Source organism: Acinetobacter sp., assembly GCF_050285345.1.
GTDB lineage: Bacteria > Pseudomonadota > Gammaproteobacteria > Pseudomonadales > Moraxellaceae > Acinetobacter.
Map to the genome: position 1 here is coordinate 16,015 of NZ_JBLZXR010000022.1, position 16,474 is coordinate 32,488.

At 39.7% G+C, this 16,474-nt stretch carries 17 protein-coding genes and 1 tRNA gene; 15 read left to right on the top strand and 3 right to left on the bottom strand.

Going from position 1 to position 16,474, the window contains the following annotated elements; genetic code table 11:
- The first annotated feature begins 10 nt into the window (after positions 1-10).
- From modB to ACN6OV_RS01890, 15 genes are all read left to right on the top strand, one after another.
- Positions 11-694 (top strand): molybdate ABC transporter permease subunit, encoded by a 684-nt coding sequence (gene modB, locus ACN6OV_RS01820; RefSeq protein ID WP_427949152.1) that lies wholly within the window; start codon positions 11-13, stop codon positions 692-694.
- A 1-nt stretch (position 695) separates the two neighbouring features.
- Positions 696-1,313: an ATP-binding cassette domain-containing protein gene (locus tag ACN6OV_RS01825; protein ID WP_427949155.1), complete on the top strand. Its 618-nt coding sequence runs from the start codon at positions 696-698 to the stop codon at positions 1,311-1,313.
- A gap of 181 nt (positions 1,314-1,494) precedes the next feature.
- Positions 1,495-2,916, top strand: a complete 1,422-nt coding sequence (cysS, locus tag ACN6OV_RS01830; RefSeq protein WP_427949157.1) for a cysteine--tRNA ligase — start codon at positions 1,495-1,497, stop codon at positions 2,914-2,916.
- A 62-nt stretch (positions 2,917-2,978) separates the two neighbouring features.
- Positions 2,979-3,054 (top strand) — tRNA-Gly (locus tag ACN6OV_RS01835).
- Between the two features lie 206 nt (positions 3,055-3,260).
- The gene (locus ACN6OV_RS01840) at positions 3,261-4,238 is read left to right on the top strand and encodes a KpsF/GutQ family sugar-phosphate isomerase (protein WP_427949202.1); all 978 of its coding nucleotides are present in this window, start codon (positions 3,261-3,263) and stop codon (positions 4,236-4,238) included.
- Between the two features lie 4 nt (positions 4,239-4,242).
- Positions 4,243-4,782 carry a KdsC family phosphatase gene (locus tag ACN6OV_RS01845; protein ID WP_427949159.1) on the top strand — a complete coding sequence of 180 codons (540 nt, stop codon included), beginning with the start codon at positions 4,243-4,245 and terminating at the stop codon, positions 4,780-4,782.
- 38 nt (positions 4,783-4,820) lie between these two features.
- Positions 4,821-5,363 (top strand): LPS export ABC transporter periplasmic protein LptC, encoded by a 543-nt coding sequence (gene lptC, locus ACN6OV_RS01850; RefSeq protein WP_427949161.1) that lies wholly within the window; start codon positions 4,821-4,823, stop codon positions 5,361-5,363.
- The gene (gene lptA, locus ACN6OV_RS01855; RefSeq protein ID WP_427949163.1) at positions 5,353-5,919 is read left to right on the top strand and encodes a lipopolysaccharide transport periplasmic protein LptA; all 567 of its coding nucleotides are present in this window, start codon (positions 5,353-5,355) and stop codon (positions 5,917-5,919) included. The genes lptC and lptA overlap by 11 nt, the downstream gene beginning before the upstream one ends.
- Positions 5,919-6,662 (top strand): LPS export ABC transporter ATP-binding protein, encoded by a 744-nt coding sequence (lptB, locus tag ACN6OV_RS01860; RefSeq protein ID WP_427949165.1) that lies wholly within the window; start codon positions 5,919-5,921, stop codon positions 6,660-6,662. Before lptA ends, lptB begins: the two co-directional genes overlap by 1 nt.
- Positions 6,663-6,808: 146 nt before the next feature.
- On the top strand, positions 6,809-8,347 hold the full coding sequence (locus ACN6OV_RS01865) for a TolC family protein (protein ID WP_427949166.1): 1,539 nt from the start codon (positions 6,809-6,811) through the stop codon (positions 8,345-8,347).
- A complete protein-coding gene (locus tag ACN6OV_RS01870; protein WP_427949168.1) occupies positions 8,344-10,470 on the top strand; it encodes a type I secretion system permease/ATPase in 2,127 nt (708 codons plus the stop codon). The genes ACN6OV_RS01865 and ACN6OV_RS01870 overlap by 4 nt, the downstream gene beginning before the upstream one ends.
- A 3-nt stretch (positions 10,471-10,473) precedes the next feature.
- Positions 10,474-11,664: an HlyD family type I secretion periplasmic adaptor subunit gene (locus ACN6OV_RS01875; RefSeq protein WP_427949169.1), complete on the top strand. Its 1,191-nt coding sequence runs from the start codon at positions 10,474-10,476 to the stop codon at positions 11,662-11,664.
- A 238-nt stretch (positions 11,665-11,902) separates the two neighbouring features.
- A complete protein-coding gene (locus tag ACN6OV_RS01880) occupies positions 11,903-12,502 on the top strand; it encodes an IMPACT family protein (protein ID WP_427949171.1) in 600 nt (199 codons plus the stop codon).
- Positions 12,495-13,112, top strand: a complete 618-nt coding sequence (locus ACN6OV_RS01885; protein WP_427949204.1) for an acyltransferase — start codon at positions 12,495-12,497, stop codon at positions 13,110-13,112. Before ACN6OV_RS01880 ends, ACN6OV_RS01885 begins: the two co-directional genes overlap by 8 nt.
- A gap of 130 nt (positions 13,113-13,242) precedes the next feature.
- A complete protein-coding gene (locus tag ACN6OV_RS01890) occupies positions 13,243-14,085 on the top strand; it encodes a universal stress protein (protein WP_427949173.1) in 843 nt (280 codons plus the stop codon).
- A 211-nt stretch (positions 14,086-14,296) separates the two neighbouring features.
- On the opposite strand, the gene ACN6OV_RS01895 is transcribed toward ACN6OV_RS01890, so the two are convergent.
- From ACN6OV_RS01895 to fdxA, 3 genes are all read right to left on the bottom strand, one after another.
- On the bottom strand, positions 14,297-14,962 hold the full coding sequence (locus ACN6OV_RS01895; protein ID WP_427949174.1) for an O-methyltransferase: 666 nt from the start codon (positions 14,960-14,962) through the stop codon (positions 14,297-14,299).
- A gap of 131 nt (positions 14,963-15,093) precedes the next feature.
- Positions 15,094-15,816, bottom strand: coding sequence for a D-Ala-D-Ala carboxypeptidase family metallohydrolase (locus ACN6OV_RS01900; protein ID WP_427949176.1), 723 nt, complete (start codon positions 15,814-15,816; stop codon positions 15,094-15,096).
- A 139-nt stretch (positions 15,817-15,955) separates the two neighbouring features.
- A complete protein-coding gene (fdxA, locus tag ACN6OV_RS01905; protein WP_004651686.1) occupies positions 15,956-16,279 on the bottom strand; it encodes a ferredoxin FdxA in 324 nt (107 codons plus the stop codon).
- Between the last annotated feature and the right edge of the window lie 195 nt (positions 16,280-16,474).

The following is a 16,474-nucleotide window of genomic DNA, read 5'->3' on the forward strand; positions in this document are numbered from 1 at the left end:
GTTTTAGACTGTGCTCAGCCCTGAAGAATGGAGTGCCTTGCACTTATCGGTCAAAGTTGCAGTGTGCGCCACACTGTTCTGCCTGCCTTTTGCGATTGCTTTGGCATGGCTGCTTGCGCGCTATGAGTTTAAGGGAAAATTTATTGCTGAAGCCTTGTTGCAAATGCCGATGGTATTGCCACCCGTAGTTTTGGGCTATCTGCTGCTGATTTTATTTGGCTCCAATGGCTGGATTGGACAGCTGTTGAATCAGTTTGGTATTCAATTGGTTTTTAATTGGAAAGGTGCGGTTTTGGCCTCGATGATTGTGGCTTTCCCTTTGATGGTACAGCCGATTCGCCTGTCTTTTCAGATGATTAACCGGCAGTTAGAACAGGTTGCAGGTTCTTTGGGTGCAAACCCGCAGCGCGTTTTTTACAGTATCAGCCTGCCATTGTCACTTCCGGGCATCTTAATCGGCAGCATTTTATGTTTTAGCCGCAGCCTTGGAGAGTTTGGTGCAACCATTACCTTTGTCGGCAACATCCCCGATGAAACTCGCACCATTCCAATTGCTATTTATTCACTGATTCAGCAGCCAGAAGGAGAACAGGCTGCGATGCGTTTGGTTACATTGTCTTTGGTTGTGGCTTTTGGCGCATTGGTTGCCAATTATTGGATTATGCAGAAATATCAACGGAAATTGAGAGGCTGAAATGTTGCAATGTCAGTTTGAGTATCATCATCATGATTTTCAACTACAGGTAGATTTTTCCCTCCAAGACCAAATTATGGGAGTGATGGGCGCATCAGGTCGGGGTAAAAGTACCTTACTTAAGAATATTGTCGGACTTTTACGACCACAACAAGGATGTATCATTTTTAATGACACTGTCTTTGTCGATACCAACCAATGTATTTCCTTAGCAATACATCAACGTAAAACAGCATTGGTTTTTCAAAATGCGTTGTTATTTCCTCATTTGAATGTGCAGCAAAACCTACTTTACGGCCAACAACTGGTTAAAAGTCAGCATTTAAAATTTCAGTTAGATGAGGTTGTACAAATGTTAGATGTACAATCATTACTCAAGCGTAAGGTGCATGAACTTTCAGGGGGAGAGGCACAGCGCATTTCTATCGGACGTGCACTATTGTCTAATCCCAACCTATTACTGCTTGATGAACCATTAACAGGGTTGAATCATCAATTAAAGCAACAGATTCTGAATTATCTACAACAGATTCATCAGCATTATCATTTACCCATGATCTATGTAACGCATCATCCTGAAGAGCTAAGTTCACTGACCGACAATATTTTGTATCTATAGCATGAGTATTTTAGTAAATCGATCGATTTTTAATTCCTTAAATTTTATTTGTAAAAACCCTAATAAAAATAACTGTGATAAGCACCAGACTTAAACACACAAATTTTTCACTGAAAACTTTATGAATAATAATGCTTAGGTTAAGATGAGCCATCCTTTTATTTAAGTCTTTTGAACAGCTATGCAACCTTTTGTTCTATATAACTCAGAGCAACGTAAAAAAGTAGAATTTGTGCCACGTAAAGAAGGGCATATTGACATGTATGTCTGTGGGATGACGGTATATGACTACTGTCATATTGGTCATGCTCGAGTTATGGTTGCATTTGACTATATTATTCGATTCCTGCGTAGCCAAGGCTGGAACGTAAAGTACGTTCGCAACATTACCGATATTGACGATAAAATTATTAAACGTGCGAATGAAAATGGTGAAAGCATTACAGCGTTAGCCGACCGTTTTATTCAAGCAATGAATGAAGATGCTGAAAATCTCGGTTGCCTACACCCAGATGAAGCACCACGTGCGACAGATTTTATCCCGCAAATGCAAAATATGATCGGTAATTTGGTGGATAAAGGCACAGCGTATCCATCTTCAAATGGTGATGTATATTTTGAAGTCGAAAAATTTGCCAAATATGGTCGCCTGTCAGGTCGTAAACTGGAAGACATGCAAGCGGGCGCTTCTGAGCGTGTCGATGTTGAAGTAGAGAAAAAACATCCATTTGACTTTGTGCTTTGGAAACATGCCAAAGAAAATGAACCTTCATGGGCGTCCCCTTGGGGTAATGGTCGTCCGGGCTGGCACATCGAATGTTCTGCAATGTCGACGTGCTGCTTAGGTAATCATTTTGACATCCATGGTGGCGGTTCAGACTTAACCTTCCCGCATCATGAAAATGAAATTGCGCAGTCCGAAGCGTCAACAGGTGAACAATATGTAAACTATTGGATGCACGTGGGTTTCATCAATGTCGATGGCGAGAAAATGTCGAAATCACTCGGCAACTTCTTCACTATTCGTGATGTGATGGATAAATTCCATCCTGAAGTAATTCGCTACTTTATTGTGTCTTCGCACTATCGCAGCCCTGTGAATTTCTCAGATTTTGCGTTAAAAGAAGCGAAAAATGCCTTAACCCGCTTCTATCATGCATTTAAAGCGTATGAACAAGTGTATGGTGACAAAACTGTTGAAACCTTAGAAACGACTTTAGTTGAGCGTTTTAATACTGCGATGCGTGATGATTTCAATACTTCTGAAGCGATTGCGGTACTCTTTGAAATTATCAAAGAACTCAACCGCGCAGTGAAAGAAGAAAATGCTGAGCAATCTGCTATGTATTATTCAACTTTACGCCACCTCACCAATATTTTGGGTTTAGTGCAACACAATGTGGATGATTTCTTAAAATCAGATATCGGTCAGGAAGCTTTGGCTTTAACAGAAGTGCAGATTGAAGACTTTATTCAGCAACGTAAAGATGCGAAAAAAGCCAAGGAGTTTGCCAAAGCCGATGAAATTCGCCAATCTTTATTGGATCAAGGCATTGTTTTAGAAGATACACGTCAAGGCACAATTTGGCGACGTGCTGATTAAATAAACAAATAAAATTATGGAGAGTTGACACTGCTGTAAAATTCTCTATAATTCACCTCATTGCGGGAATAGCTCAGTTGGTAGAGCATAACCTTGCCAAGGTTGGGGTCGGGAGTTCGAGTCTCCTTTCCCGCTCCAGAATACGAAAAAATCCTTATCGAAAGATAAGGATTTTTTTTGTTTCAAACATTGAAAATAATGACATTCATTACATTTGCCATGAACATTTTGAAACGTAGAACTTTGTTAGTTATGCTAAAATGGCCGAAATTTTCTTAAATCCTATTGAAGGTTAACTCTGTTTTCAGAGTTAGAAAGGTGTGAACACTTTGAATCCACAAAATATGCCCAATCCAATTGATTTTCAAAAAGTCGCGTTAGAGACTTTGCGTATAGAAGAACAAGCTTTACAGGTTTTAGCGACACAAATTGATGAACGTTTTGACCGTGCATGTGAATACATTTTGCTCTGCCGTGGTCGTTTAGTCATTACGGGTATGGGTAAATCGGGGCATATTGGTCGTAAAATGGCGGCAACATTTGCCTCAACAGGCACACCGTCATTCTTTATGCATCCGGGTGAAGCAGGTCATGGTGACTTGGGGATGTTGGTCAGTGGTGATGTGCTAATTGCGATTTCAAACTCTGGTAAGAGTGATGAAATCATGATGTTAATGCCATTAATCAAACATCTTGGTGTGCCGCTGATTACTATTAGTGGTGATGACAAAGGCCCAATGCCACAAAATGCAGATGTTGCGTTAACGTTGGGTGATATCCAAGAAGCATGTCCACTAGGTTTAGCACCGACTTCAAGTACTACAGCAACATTAGCATTGGGTGATGCGTTAGCAGTCGCGTTACTGGATGCGCGTGGTTTTACATCAGATGATTTTGCCCGTTCTCATCCGGCAGGTGCATTAGGCAAACGTTTGTTATTGCATGTAAAACATTTAATGCATAGAGGTGAAGACTTGCCAAAAGTCTCACCAGATACACCAATGAATAAAGTCTTGTATGAAATTTCTGATAAGCGTTTGGGCTTAACCACGATTGTGGATGCGGACGATAAGTTGCTCGGTATTTTCACCGATGGTGATTTACGTCGTTTGATTGATAAACAACAAGGTTTTGATGTCAATATGAAAGTGTCAGAAGTGATGATTCAAAATCCACTGACTATTTCTGAAGAAGCGCGTGCAGTATTAGCACTTGAACGTATGAATGAAAAGAAAATTACACAATTTGTTGTTGTTGATGATGCTAATAAAGTCATTGGTATTATCAGCATGCACGATCTGATTCAGGCTGGGGTAAATTAAGAAAATGGCATCGTATGTATTGCTAGAACAAGCACGTCACGTAAAAGCACTGGTACTGGATGTAGATGGAATTTTAAGTGATGGTTTTGTCACACTGACCAACAGTGGAGACGAGATTAAATCTTTTGATATTCGTGATGGACTCGGTATGAAACTAGTTCAGAAAGCGGGTGTTAAAGTCATTATTATTACTGGGCGTAAAAGTAATATTGTTGAAAAACGCATGTCTGACCTTGGTGTAGATTTGGTATTCCAAGGCCGTGAAGATAAAGGCGTAGCTTTGACCGAAGCATGTGCTCAGTTTGATATTGACCCGGCAGATTGCTTATATATGGGTGATGATTGGCCGGATCTTTCTGCATTCGCTATTGCAGGGATGAAGGTCACTGTGCCAAATGGTCATTTAGAAGTTCGTCGCCGTGCAGACCTTGTGACTCAATCTATGGGTGGTCGTGGTGCAGTACGCGAAATCTGCGATATGCTGTTGGTATCTAAAGGTGTATACCAAGAACTACTTGAAAAATATGCAAGTGCACCTTATTAATAATTTAATGATGCAATCATTGGGTCGAATCTCCGCTTATGGATACTAAAGTTTTATATGTGACAGCTGTGGTAATCGCAGCAATAAGCGGTGGTTACTACTATTTCGGTGGTAAGAGTAATAAGCTTCAGGTCGATTCATCGAAGAATATGACGTACTCTGCCGAGAACATTAACCTGACTCAAACCGATGAGCAGGGGAAGCTGAATCTTCGTGCTACAGTGGATCGTCTTGAGCAAGATTTGCAGAAACAGACTTCATATTTAGTCAATTTAAATGCTTCTACTTATAAAGATGGCGCAGTCGATGCGACCTTCTTTGCGAAACAAGCAAAGGGGATGAATGACAATGAAAAAGTCATTCTAAGTGATCAGGTGGTTGCGACAAAACTTATACGCGATGGAAAAATGGAGTTCCATACCGAGGAGCTTACCGCATTTCCAAAGTTAAAAGTAATTGAAACCGATAAGACCGTTACAGTGTTATCGCCTCAAGCAGAATTTGTGAGCCAAGGCTTAAAGGCCAATTTAAATGACGGTCAATACGAATTTTTTAATATTCGAGGAAAGTATGAACCATAATCTTAATCGAAAAACGCCTAAAACTTTCCTAAAACGCGCAGCGCTACTCGGTTCACTGGCTTTATGCTCGGTTGCGGCATTTGCCTTGCCTTCTGACCGTAATCAACCCATTTCATTGGTTGCGGACCGTGCTACTTTCAATGACAAAACAGGTATTACCACCTACACAGGTAATGTCATCATTGAACAAGGGACAATGAAACTTCAGGCCAACTCAATTGTAGCCAACTTGAATAGCAAGAAGCAGATTAGCACCATTACAGCTACAGGCGGCCCTGCACATTTTCAGCAAAAAGTAGATCCAGCCAAAGGATTTGTGAAAGGTCAGGCACAAAAAATTCTTTATAATGCAGAAACAGGCATCATTACTATGTCAGGCAATGCGTCATTACAACAAGATGGTGCAAGCATTCGTGGTAATACTTTGAAATACAGTATGAATAAAGGTGATATTGTGGCTGAAGGTACGCCAAATAAAACGGGTTCACCATCAGGTCGTGTAGAAATTGTAATTCCGCCATCCAGCTCGAAGTCATTCCCAGGAGCGCGTGATTAATGCAAGACACACCACAAGTACAGACGCTATGCATTAAGCATTTAGCCAAAAACTATAGTAAGCGTTGGGTGGTGAAGGATGTGTCTTTCAGCATGCAAAGTGGGCAAATTGTTGGGCTACTTGGGCCTAATGGTGCGGGTAAAACCACCAGTTTCTATATGGTTGTCGGTTTAGTTCGGATGGATAAAGGCGAGATTCATCTCGATGATCTTGATTTGTCTGATTTGGCAATGCATGAGCGTGCACGCAAAGGAATTGGTTATTTGCCACAAGAGGCATCGATTTTTAGAAAATTAACGATTTCTGAAAATATTATGTCGATTTTAGAAACCCGTAAAGATTTAAATAAGCAACAACGTCAACAGCGTTTAACTGAGTTATTGGCGGATTTTAAAATCACCCATATTAAAGATTCATTGGGCATGAGTGTTTCGGGTGGTGAACGTCGACGCGCAGAAATTGCACGTGCACTCGCTGCTGACCCAAAATTCATGTTGCTTGATGAACCTTTTGCTGGTGTCGATCCAATTTCGGTGGGTGATATTAAAGATATTATTCGTACCTTAAAAGATCGAGGTATTGGCGTTCTCATTACCGATCATAATGTGCGTGAAACATTGGCAATTTGTGAACATGCTTATATTGTCAGTGAAGGTGCTGTGATTGCAGAAGGAACACCTGAAGAAGTACTTGCAGATGAAACGGTACGTAAAGTTTATTTGGGTGATGATTTTACTGTTTAAACGTCGAATGAAATGATTCCCTGTTGAATGATTTGCGTATCATTTAACAGGTTTATATTTTTGATGTGATAAAAAATGATCAATTAATTTAAAAAGATAATAAGAATTCAGTATACTTACCACTCAAAATACGACTTGCTTAAATCATGCAATTACGAAAGATGAGAGGTCCAGTCAATGGGCATGTGCATATGAATAAGTGCAATTTTTTATATATATTATTGTTACCATTTTCTATAAGTTTAGTACATGCGGCTGATACGAGCACCACGCAAGGAACAATTCAAAAAACATTAGATAAGATATTTTTACCTAATAAACCCAAACCTTCTGCTGAAAAAATCGATATTACTCAGCTCAGTAAATTTAATTTAGATACTTCTCGGGTACAAGAAATGCCTGCGGTCTCTTATGGGCGAGCGCAAATAGGTAGTTATAATCCTAATACCCTTGCCAAAAATTTAAGTTTTATTGATGCAATTCATATTGCAGTACAACGCCGTCCTGAAATTACCCAAAGTATTGCTTCTGTTGCTTCGCAAAATGCCAATATTGATATGGCAAATGCGGCGTATTATCCACAAATTACTGGTGGTTTAGATACAGCTGATTTAACCAAAGGTGAGCGAGGAAGGCAGCTGATTTCTTTAAATGCGACACAAATGCTTTATGATTTTGGTAAGACCAAAAGTGTCGTAGATATTGAAGAAGCTAAAATGCTGCAAGAACAGGCCAATGTGTTGGTCAGTTTAGATGGTGTTTCTTTTGATGTTGCAAATGCCATCATTAATATTAAACGTTATCAAGAAGTCATTAAGATTGCGCATCAGCAAATTAGCGGTATAAGTCGAATTGCTGAGATTGCAAATCTACGGGCAACAGCTGGTATCAGTAGCCAAGCCGATCCAATTCAAGCGAAGTCAAATTTAGAAGCAGCGGAATCTAATTTAATTACGCAAGAAACGCAATTAAAACAATTTCAACAACGTTTGAGAACTTTACTGGGTTTTGATGTGACCAATATCAATTGGGTGATTCCAGATCGAATCTTAACAGCGGCAGAACTCTATCAAGATCCCGATTTTAAAATGATCCCAACGATGATGCAGGCACAGGCGGGTGTAGAAGTTGCAAAATTACAAAAGCAACATTCAAAACTCAGTGCGTATCCCACTTTAAATGTTGTAGGCAGTTTGAGCCAAGCGGTCAATGGGCGAAATCCAAATAATAATGAAGACAGCGGCTTATACAGTTCGGTCATGCTTGAAGCAAAAAGTAATTTATATCAGGGTGGTGCTGTAGCTGCACAAACACGTGCTGCCAGTTATGCAGAAGAAGCGGCAAAGGCACAAGTTAACACCGTGTATTTGGATGTGATTGATCAAGTACGCATGATTCGTGAACAGATTGAAAATAAAAAACGTCTGATGTCTGTACTGGTTCAACGCAGAGAAACAACGGTGCGAACCAAAGAGTTGTACCAAGAGCAATATAAATTAGGTACAAGAACCGTTGTGGACTTACTGAATGCCGAACAAGCCATTCATAGTGCCGCTCAGGAAATTGTAACATCACAATATGATATTTATTCAGCACTTGCGCAATATATTCAAGTCACAGGCCGTTCACGCAATATTTATGAACTTAATAATATAGCTATTCAGGGGTTTGAAGTTCAGCCATGAGTAATACCATAAATTATCAACCTTGGCTTCAAGCCGTTCTGAATATTGCCAAGCATTACCGAATTGAACCCTCCGAAGAAAGAATACGTTTGCAACTCGATTGGGATCAACATCAAAATGCAGATGATCTGATTGCTGTTATGGCACGTCAAATTGGCTTAAATGTTCGTAAGAATACATATGATATTAATTTGCTCAACCCGTGGCGTTTACCTGTATTGGTTGAGTTCATTGGCGGTGAGGTTGGTGTTGTTGAGCGTATTGATATCGATGGCAATGCCAGTGTTCAACTCAGTGGTGATGAAGGCTTATCACAGGTTTTTACACTGGAAGCTTTAAGTCATGGCATAAGAAATATTTATATTCTGCGTCCTGAATCATCCGTTCCCGATGCGCGCGTTGACGAATATATTAAGCCGTTTGAGAAAAATTGGTTTTGGTCGATTGTTCTGAAAGATTGGAAACGTTATATCGACATCATGTTTGCATCTTTGATGGCCAACATTCTGGCACTGGCAACGATTCTATTTTCAATGAACGTCTATGACCGAGTTATTCCGTCACAGTCCGTACCGACCTTATGGGTGCTGGCAAGTGGTGTACTGATCGCTGCAATATTCGAATTTACTCTACGCGTATCACGTATTTATTTGTCAGATATTATTGGAAAGCGTGCAGATTTAAAAATTTCAGATCGGGTGTTTGGTCATGCACTCAGAATTAAAAATAGTGAGCGTTCAAAATCGACAGGGAGTTTTATTTCACAAATTCGTGAATTAGAAGGGGTCCGTGAAATGGTCACTTCTACCACAGTTACGGCTATTGCAGATTTACCGTTTTTCTTCTTATTCCTGTTTATTTTCTGGTTAATTGGTGGAAACCTGTTCTGGGTGATGTTGGTGGTTGTACCGTTAATGGTTATACCGGGCATACTTGCGCAGAAACCATTGGCAGAATTGGCACAATTGGGGATGCGTGAATCTTCAATTCGTAATGCTTTATTGGTTGAATCTGTGCAAGGCATAGAAGATATCAAGTTATTACGAGCAGAATCTCGTTTCCAAAACCAATGGAACCATATGAATGAAGTCTCGGCTGATGTCAGTATGCGTCAACGTAAAATCGTCGGCCTGATGTCAGCATGGACACAAAAAGTTCAAGGTTTAACTTTTGCGATTGTCGTACTTGTCGGCTGTTTTGCGGTGATGAAAGGTGAAATGACTACAGGTGCTTTGGTGGCGTGTTCGATTTTATCTTCACGAATGCTGGCTCCAATTTCTGCACTTTCTGGTGTTTTGGGCCGTCTTCAGCAAGCAAAGGTTGCTAAAGCAGGTCTGGATGAACTCATGAAGAAACCAGTAGATCAGCCCGATTATTCGCATCTCATTCATAAGCCTGCAATTCATGGTCATTATGAATTGAACGGTGTGTCTTTTAAATATGGTGAAGATGATCCAAGACCAAGTTTGTTTATTTCAAAACTTGAAATTAAAGCCGGTGAAAAAATTGCGATTTTAGGACGTAATGGCGCAGGGAAATCGACTTTATTGCAACTACTTTCAGGTATGCAAACGCCAGTACAAGGCAAAATCGAGCTTGATGGTATTGACCTTTCACTCATTGACCCAGCTGATGTACGTCGAGATATGGGCTTACTGAATCAAAATGCGCAGCTATTTTATGGTTCAATCCGTGAAAACTTAACCTTAGGTGCGCCGCTTGCGACAGATGAGCAGCTCATTGAAGCCTTAAAAATCACCGGTGCTATTCATTTCATTCAAGAGAAAAAAGAAGGACTGGATTATATTATTTTAGAAGGCGGTGTAGGTTTCTCTGGCGGGCAACGCCAAGCCTTGCTGCTTGCACGTTTATTAATTCGTCAGCCGAATATTTTATTGCTGGATGAACCTACAGCAGCGATTGATGATGTTTCTGAAAAACAACTAATTGATCATCTTAAAGTGTATTTACAGAACCGGACGATGGTGGTTGCAACGCACCGCCGTGCTGTACTTGAGTTGGTGGATCGAATTATTGTAGTCAATGAAGGTAAAATTGTCATGGATGGACCTCGTGATCAGATTTTGAATCAGAATGCACAGAAAAATGTGGCTGGGGCATAAATCATGAGTGAAAATAAACAAGAAATTCAACGATCGACTAAAGTGAGTTTTAAAGAACCACCTTTGCCGAAAGCCAGTTTAATTATTTGGATTATTACCATTGGCTTGGCGATTTTATTGATTTGGGCATGGTTATTTAAATTAGAAGAAGTCTCAACAGGTACGGGTAAAGTCATTCCATCTTCGAAGGAACAAATTATTCAATCGCTTGAAGGGGGGATTTTAACCAAACTGAATGTGAAAGAAGGTCAAATTGTTGAACAAGGTCAAATACTTGCTCAACTCGACCCTACACGTTTTGAATCTAATGTCGGTGAAAGTGAATCTTTACTCGTTGCATCACGCGCAACGGCTGCACGTTTACGCGCTGAAGTGAATGGAACGCCTTTAACTTTTCCAGAAGAAGTACTTAAAATTCCAGCATTGGTAAAGGAAGAAACTGCACTTTATCATTCACGTCGCGCAAATTTAGATGAATCTGTTGCTGGCTTAGAACAAGCTTTGGTTCTGATTCAGCAAGAATTGGCAATGACAGAGCCTTTGGTGGCAAAAGGTGCTGCCAGTGAAGTTGAAGTGCTGCGTCTGAAACGTTCAGCAAATGACTTACAAAATCAGTTAAATGATGTGCGTAACCAATATTTAGTCAAAGCGCGTGAAGAATTGTCTAAGGCCAATACTGATATTGAGTCGCAGCAACAAGTGGTGCGTGGTAAATCAGATACTTTAAGTCGAACTGTATTTAAATCCCCAGTACGTGGTGTGGTAAAAGAAATTGATGTGATGACTTTGGGTGGTGTGATTCCACAAAATGGTAAGCTCATGACCATTGTGCCACTGGATGAAAAGTTATTGGTGGAAGCACGAATTTCGCCACGCGATATTGCCTTTATTCATCCGGGGCAGGACGCTTTGGTCAAAATTACCGCCTATGACTACTCCATCTATGGTGGTTTAAAAGGTAAAGTTACGGTGATTTCACCAGATACTTTGCGTGATGAAGTGAAGCAAGATCAGTTCTATTATCGTGTGTATATTCGTACTGATAGCGATAAACTTACCAATAAAGATGGAAAAAATTACAGTATTACGCCAGGTATGGTGGCAACCGTTGATATTCGAACAGGTTCAAAAACCGTACTTGAATACTTAGTCAAACCATTTAATAAGGCGCAAGAAGCCTTGCGAGAGCGTTAATCTACGCCATAAAGCCTCCTCTGCGGATAATGCCAGTCAGTTAAGGATTTAAAAGTTAAAAATAAGGTCAGTAAGACGTAAATTTAGCTCACTTTAAATCCAAATATAAGGAAATTTAGGGTAATAAATAACCCGAATTTCCTTAACTGATCAGCATTATCCTCTGCGGAGGCTTTTTAAATCTCTAAGTTATTCAAAAAACGTTATAATAGCGGTTGAATAAGGATTGATTAAAGTTATGCCATTTACTCTTGCTGCACAGGTTAGTTTTGAAGAAGACATTAAGAAAAGTCGTTTTCAGGCAATCGCAGTTCCTGTTGAAAATGAGCAGGCCGTAAAAGATTTTCTAGAAGCCAATAAAGACCCTTCAACCACACATCAATGTTGGGCATGGAAGATTGGCCATACGGTACGTTTTAATGATGATGGCGAACCATCAGGCACAGCAGGGCGACCCATCTTAGCGACAATTGAAGGCAATGAATTAACCAATGTTTTGGTCTTAGTCAATCGTTGGTATGGCGGTATTAAATTAGGTACAGGTGGCTTAGTTCGAGCTTATGGTGGCTGTGCAGGTCAATGCTTATTATTGGCTGAGAAGATCGAACTGATCGAAAAGAAAAAAGTTCATTTCCAATGTCAATTTAATGAATGGGCAATTTTTCAATATGAACTTAATCAACAGAATATTGAATTTACTGAAGAATACACAGCGACCGGTGTTCGTGTTGAGGCAGCCTTACAGATTCATCAAATCGATCCATTAAAATTAAAAATTCAGGATGTCACTAGAGGTCGTGAGTTGCTACATATCATTGAGGATGAAAATGATGAGTGAGATCGATCCATTATTAAAATATCGTGAACAGCATAAACATCGTTTAAATTATATGCCATGGCTGTATTGGTCTCTTAAACCAAAAAATCGGGTATGGGCAGAAGCATGGCAACAAGAATACCAAGCCTATTTACAAGCCATGGAAACCGTAGAAATAGGTCAAAACTGCTTTATTTCACCTTTAGCACATATCTTTGCAGAACCCGGTCGCAAGATTGTGATTGGTGACAATACTTTTATTGCAGCAGATTGCACATTACACGGCCCTTTGGAAATAGGGAATGAAGTGGCGATTAACCATCATTGCATATTAGATGGCGGGCGGGTCGGGATTAAATTGCATGACCAAGTGCGTATCGCTGCATATTGTCATTTGTATGCATTTGACCATGGGGTCGATTTAGACCTGCCTGTTTACCAACAATCTGTACGTTCTCAAGGCATTGAAATTGAGAAAGATGTTTGGTTGGGGGCACATGTTGGTATTAAAGATGGTATTCATATTGGTGCACATGCCGTGGTTGGTATGAATAGTATGGTGACCAAGAATATAGAAACGCGTGCAATCGTTGCAGGAAATCCAGCAAAATTCATTCGATATCGTGACTAATTGAGTGTTAATTGGTTAAAAAATCTCTTTTCTGCTTACACAAATGCATGCACTCTGAAACAGAGTTGTGTTAAGTTAAAAATAACAAACAACTTTTATAGCCAAGCAATAAAAAATACGAGGGCTAATCATGAAACGAGTTATCGCATGTATCGACTCTTCTCCATGCATTAATGCGTTAGCAGACGCGGCTGCTTGGGTGGCTAAACAAACCCATCGTGAACTGGTCTTGCTCCAAGTACTTGATTATTATCCTGCAAGTTATCATCTCGGTGAAATTAGTGGTGTTATTGGATTCGAAAGTAATGCCATGCTACTCAAAGAACTTGCAGAACTTGAGCAAAAACAAAGTGAATTGGCTTTGGACTATAGCAATAACTTGCTCAAACATATCTCAGAAATGATTGAAACCAAGCATGGGATTAAATCTTCTTTGATTCAGGAAAAAGGCGATTTTTTAGAACAAAGTTTTAATGTTCTTCAATCCGATGACATTGTAGTCATCGGTCGTGTGGGTGAGCGTTCAGCGGAACGTAATAAACCACTAGGGAGTAATGTCGAAAACTTTATCCGTGGTGCAAGTTGTACCGTGATGACAGTAGGCCCGACCTTTAAGCCGCCAACTCGCTTTATTTTTGCCTATGAATATTCTCCAACTTGCGTCGATTTAATGAAACGTGTTGGACAAAGTGATTTATTGCGCCTTTTACAATGCCATTTGGTCTATGTTGGTGACCATCCACAAATTTTAGATGATCCAAAAAATTATTTGACCAATGCTGGGCTGGATGTAATTACAGAATACCGCTATGGAGATGTGGCAGAAAATATTTTGAATTATCAACAAGAACATGCGATTCAATTAATTGTATTGGGCGCATTTAGTCACAGTAAGATTCATCAGTTCTTCCTAGGCAGCATTGCGACCAGTATATTTAGGAATTCAACTGTACCTTTACTTGTAGTGAAATGAACGAAATTTTTCACCTCATAATGTGAGAGATGAACGGCAAAATGATTGACATTAAAGTCTAGTATTTGTATTTAAAATAATCAGAGTTATCCTCATATATTGTGGATAACTCTGTGTGCAATGTTTTTAAGTTATTGTATTTGAATAATAATATTGTGTTGTGTGTTTTTTATCCTTTATGCGAGAAGTAAAAATCAAAAAAGATTTTAGATTATTTTACAATCGCAATGGCAAAACCATCATGACCTTTGCAGCCCACAGTCTGTAGAGCTGTGCACGATAAAATACGCGGATTGTTTTGCATCGCTTTAAACATATCGCGAATACCCTCAATGCTTGGCTTATGATTCTCAGGATTAAGAATATCGCCAGCACGAATCACATTATCTAGCACAATCACAGTGCCTGAATGTGATAGGTTTAAGCTCAATTCAAGATATTCAGGATAGCTTTGTTTGTCTGCATCGACAAAAATAAAATCGAAAGGTTCTGTCTCTTCTGGAAGTTCGCGAAGAATATCGGCAGCGCGGCCACATTTGAGATCAATAGTTTGTGGCAGTTTAGCATTGTCGATATTTTCTTGACCAAGGGCTGCGTGGGTATCACGACCTTCAATAGTTAAAATATAGCCATCTTTAGGTAGGGCACGTGCCAACCACATCGTGCTATATGCGGCGAAAGTTCCAAGCTCTAGTACACGTTTGCAGTTATTCATCTGGATTAACATTTGCAGCAGCATACCTTGGTTTGCTGCGACAGCAAGATGATCGGGAAAACCACGTTCATCGGTATGTTTGAGCGTTTGAGTCAGAACAGGATCTTCCGGAATTAAATGTGAATCGATGTAAGCATCAATGTCTGTCCACATTTGTTGCATATTTTAGCACCTCATTTTTGATGCAAGCATTTTAACCCTTTCCACTGTTAGCGCAATTTATTGTTCCGTATTTGTGGTTTTTATGCACAAAAAAGACCTCCGAAGAGGCCTTGTCATTTATTTGTCATTCTTTAGTAATTACACATTGAGGAGCGACTAGAATGATCTGGTCCCCAAGTACGATAACCTTGCGTATCGATGTGGATTTGTCCTGATGCATATAAGCCAAGACCCATATTTAAAGTTTGACCGTGTTGAGACCAAAATTGGCACAAACGGAATTTCGTATTTTCGATATAGGTATAGTCTTCAGGTTGTGGATAAGCAGGCCCAATACGGAAGTCAATTGCAGCGTTATAGAGATGACGTGAGGAACTAGCACCACCTGCACATTGATTTAATGGTAGATCACGGTATACAGAAGTCACTTCGAAATCTGTCAAAACATTTGCCGCAACAAGATATTTAAATACGCGTAAGGTCGCAATTTGGTTTTTCCAAAGTTCACGATTCGGCACCATATATTCTGAACGGCCACATTTTTGCCAGTCGCGTGCGGTACGCATCAATTCGAAAGATGGAATGATGTTGCCCACACCATTTCTTTCTAAGAAGACTTCATATTCACGTACTTGGTGTAAATTATTTGAAAAGGCAACCCATGAGTTGTAGGCATAAGGCACCACTTTGGGTGCGACATGTCGTGTTGAGGTGACCTTTTCTTGAGGAATGTAAATACGTTTACCGTCGGGAGTTGTAATAGTGTGTCCTTGTTTTTGTGGCGAAGTGGTACATCCAACAAAAACAATAGGGAGTATTGCAACGGACAATAATCCCTTGAGTAAATGCTTCATTATAGAAATCAATAATTTATAAACTCGTTCTATTTTAATCTAAATTTCGTGAGAAAATTTGAATAAATTGCAATGAAATGTGTGCTTTCAGTATAAAAAAAGATCAGCATATGCTGATCTTTTTTGTGAAGCCTAAAAATTACTTTTCAAGATATTGTAATTTATCAGCTTTTCCGTTCCATTCTTCACGATCTGCGGGTTGATCGCCAATTTGAGTGATATTTGGCCATTTTTGAGAAAGTTCAGTATTGAGCTCAATAAACACTTCCTGACCTTCAGGTAACTCATCTTCAGAGAAAATGGCATTTGCTGGACATTCAGGCTCACATAGTGCGCAGTCGATACATTCGTCTGGATTAATAACAAGGAAGTTCGGGCCTTCGTAGAAACAGTCAACAGGGCAAACTTCTACGCAATCTTGATATTTACATTTAATACAGTTTTCAGTGACAACAAAGGTCATGGCGACGGCTACCTAAAAATATGGTTCTAATAACGAATAGTCTATTTTAGGCAAAAAATAGCATAACTAACAATTCCTTTTATTGATAATTATTATATGCAGTGCTGTTAAAATCCCTAAAAACTGAACAATTCGTGTAAAAATATGATGTAATGAGAATCATACGCAAAAACTTGATAAATTGCATAAATTTAA

What these genes read in the sequence shown, in the direction of transcription:
- ACN6OV_RS01825 (WP_427949155.1), top strand. Translation starts at nt 696, where the DNA reads ATGTTGCAATGTCAGTTTGAGTATCATCATCATGATTTTCAACTACAG.
- cysS (WP_427949157.1), top strand. Translation starts at nt 1,495, where the DNA reads ATGCAACCTTTTGTTCTATATAACTCAGAGCAACGTAAAAAAGTAGAA.
- ACN6OV_RS01840 (WP_427949202.1), top strand. Translation starts at nt 3,261, where the DNA reads ATGCCCAATCCAATTGATTTTCAAAAAGTCGCGTTAGAGACTTTGCGT.
- ACN6OV_RS01845 (WP_427949159.1), top strand. Translation starts at nt 4,243, where the DNA reads ATGGCATCGTATGTATTGCTAGAACAAGCACGTCACGTAAAAGCACTG.
- lptC (WP_427949161.1), top strand. Translation starts at nt 4,821, where the DNA reads ATGGATACTAAAGTTTTATATGTGACAGCTGTGGTAATCGCAGCAATA.
- lptA (WP_427949163.1), top strand. Translation starts at nt 5,353, where the DNA reads ATGAACCATAATCTTAATCGAAAAACGCCTAAAACTTTCCTAAAACGC.
- lptB (WP_427949165.1), top strand. Translation starts at nt 5,919, where the DNA reads ATGCAAGACACACCACAAGTACAGACGCTATGCATTAAGCATTTAGCC.
- ACN6OV_RS01865 (WP_427949166.1), top strand. Translation starts at nt 6,809, where the DNA reads ATGCAATTACGAAAGATGAGAGGTCCAGTCAATGGGCATGTGCATATG.
- ACN6OV_RS01870 (WP_427949168.1), top strand. Translation starts at nt 8,344, where the DNA reads ATGAGTAATACCATAAATTATCAACCTTGGCTTCAAGCCGTTCTGAAT.
- ACN6OV_RS01875 (WP_427949169.1), top strand. Translation starts at nt 10,474, where the DNA reads ATGAGTGAAAATAAACAAGAAATTCAACGATCGACTAAAGTGAGTTTT.
- ACN6OV_RS01880 (WP_427949171.1), top strand. Translation starts at nt 11,903, where the DNA reads ATGCCATTTACTCTTGCTGCACAGGTTAGTTTTGAAGAAGACATTAAG.
- ACN6OV_RS01885 (WP_427949204.1), top strand. Translation starts at nt 12,495, where the DNA reads ATGAGTGAGATCGATCCATTATTAAAATATCGTGAACAGCATAAACAT.
- ACN6OV_RS01890 (WP_427949173.1), top strand. Translation starts at nt 13,243, where the DNA reads ATGAAACGAGTTATCGCATGTATCGACTCTTCTCCATGCATTAATGCG.
- ACN6OV_RS01895 (WP_427949174.1), bottom strand. Translation starts at nt 14,962, where the DNA reads ATGCAACAAATGTGGACAGACATTGATGCTTACATCGATTCACATTTA.
- ACN6OV_RS01900 (WP_427949176.1), bottom strand. Translation starts at nt 15,816, where the DNA reads ATGAAGCATTTACTCAAGGGATTATTGTCCGTTGCAATACTCCCTATT.
- fdxA (WP_004651686.1), bottom strand. Translation starts at nt 16,279, where the DNA reads ATGACCTTTGTTGTCACTGAAAACTGTATTAAATGTAAATATCAAGAT.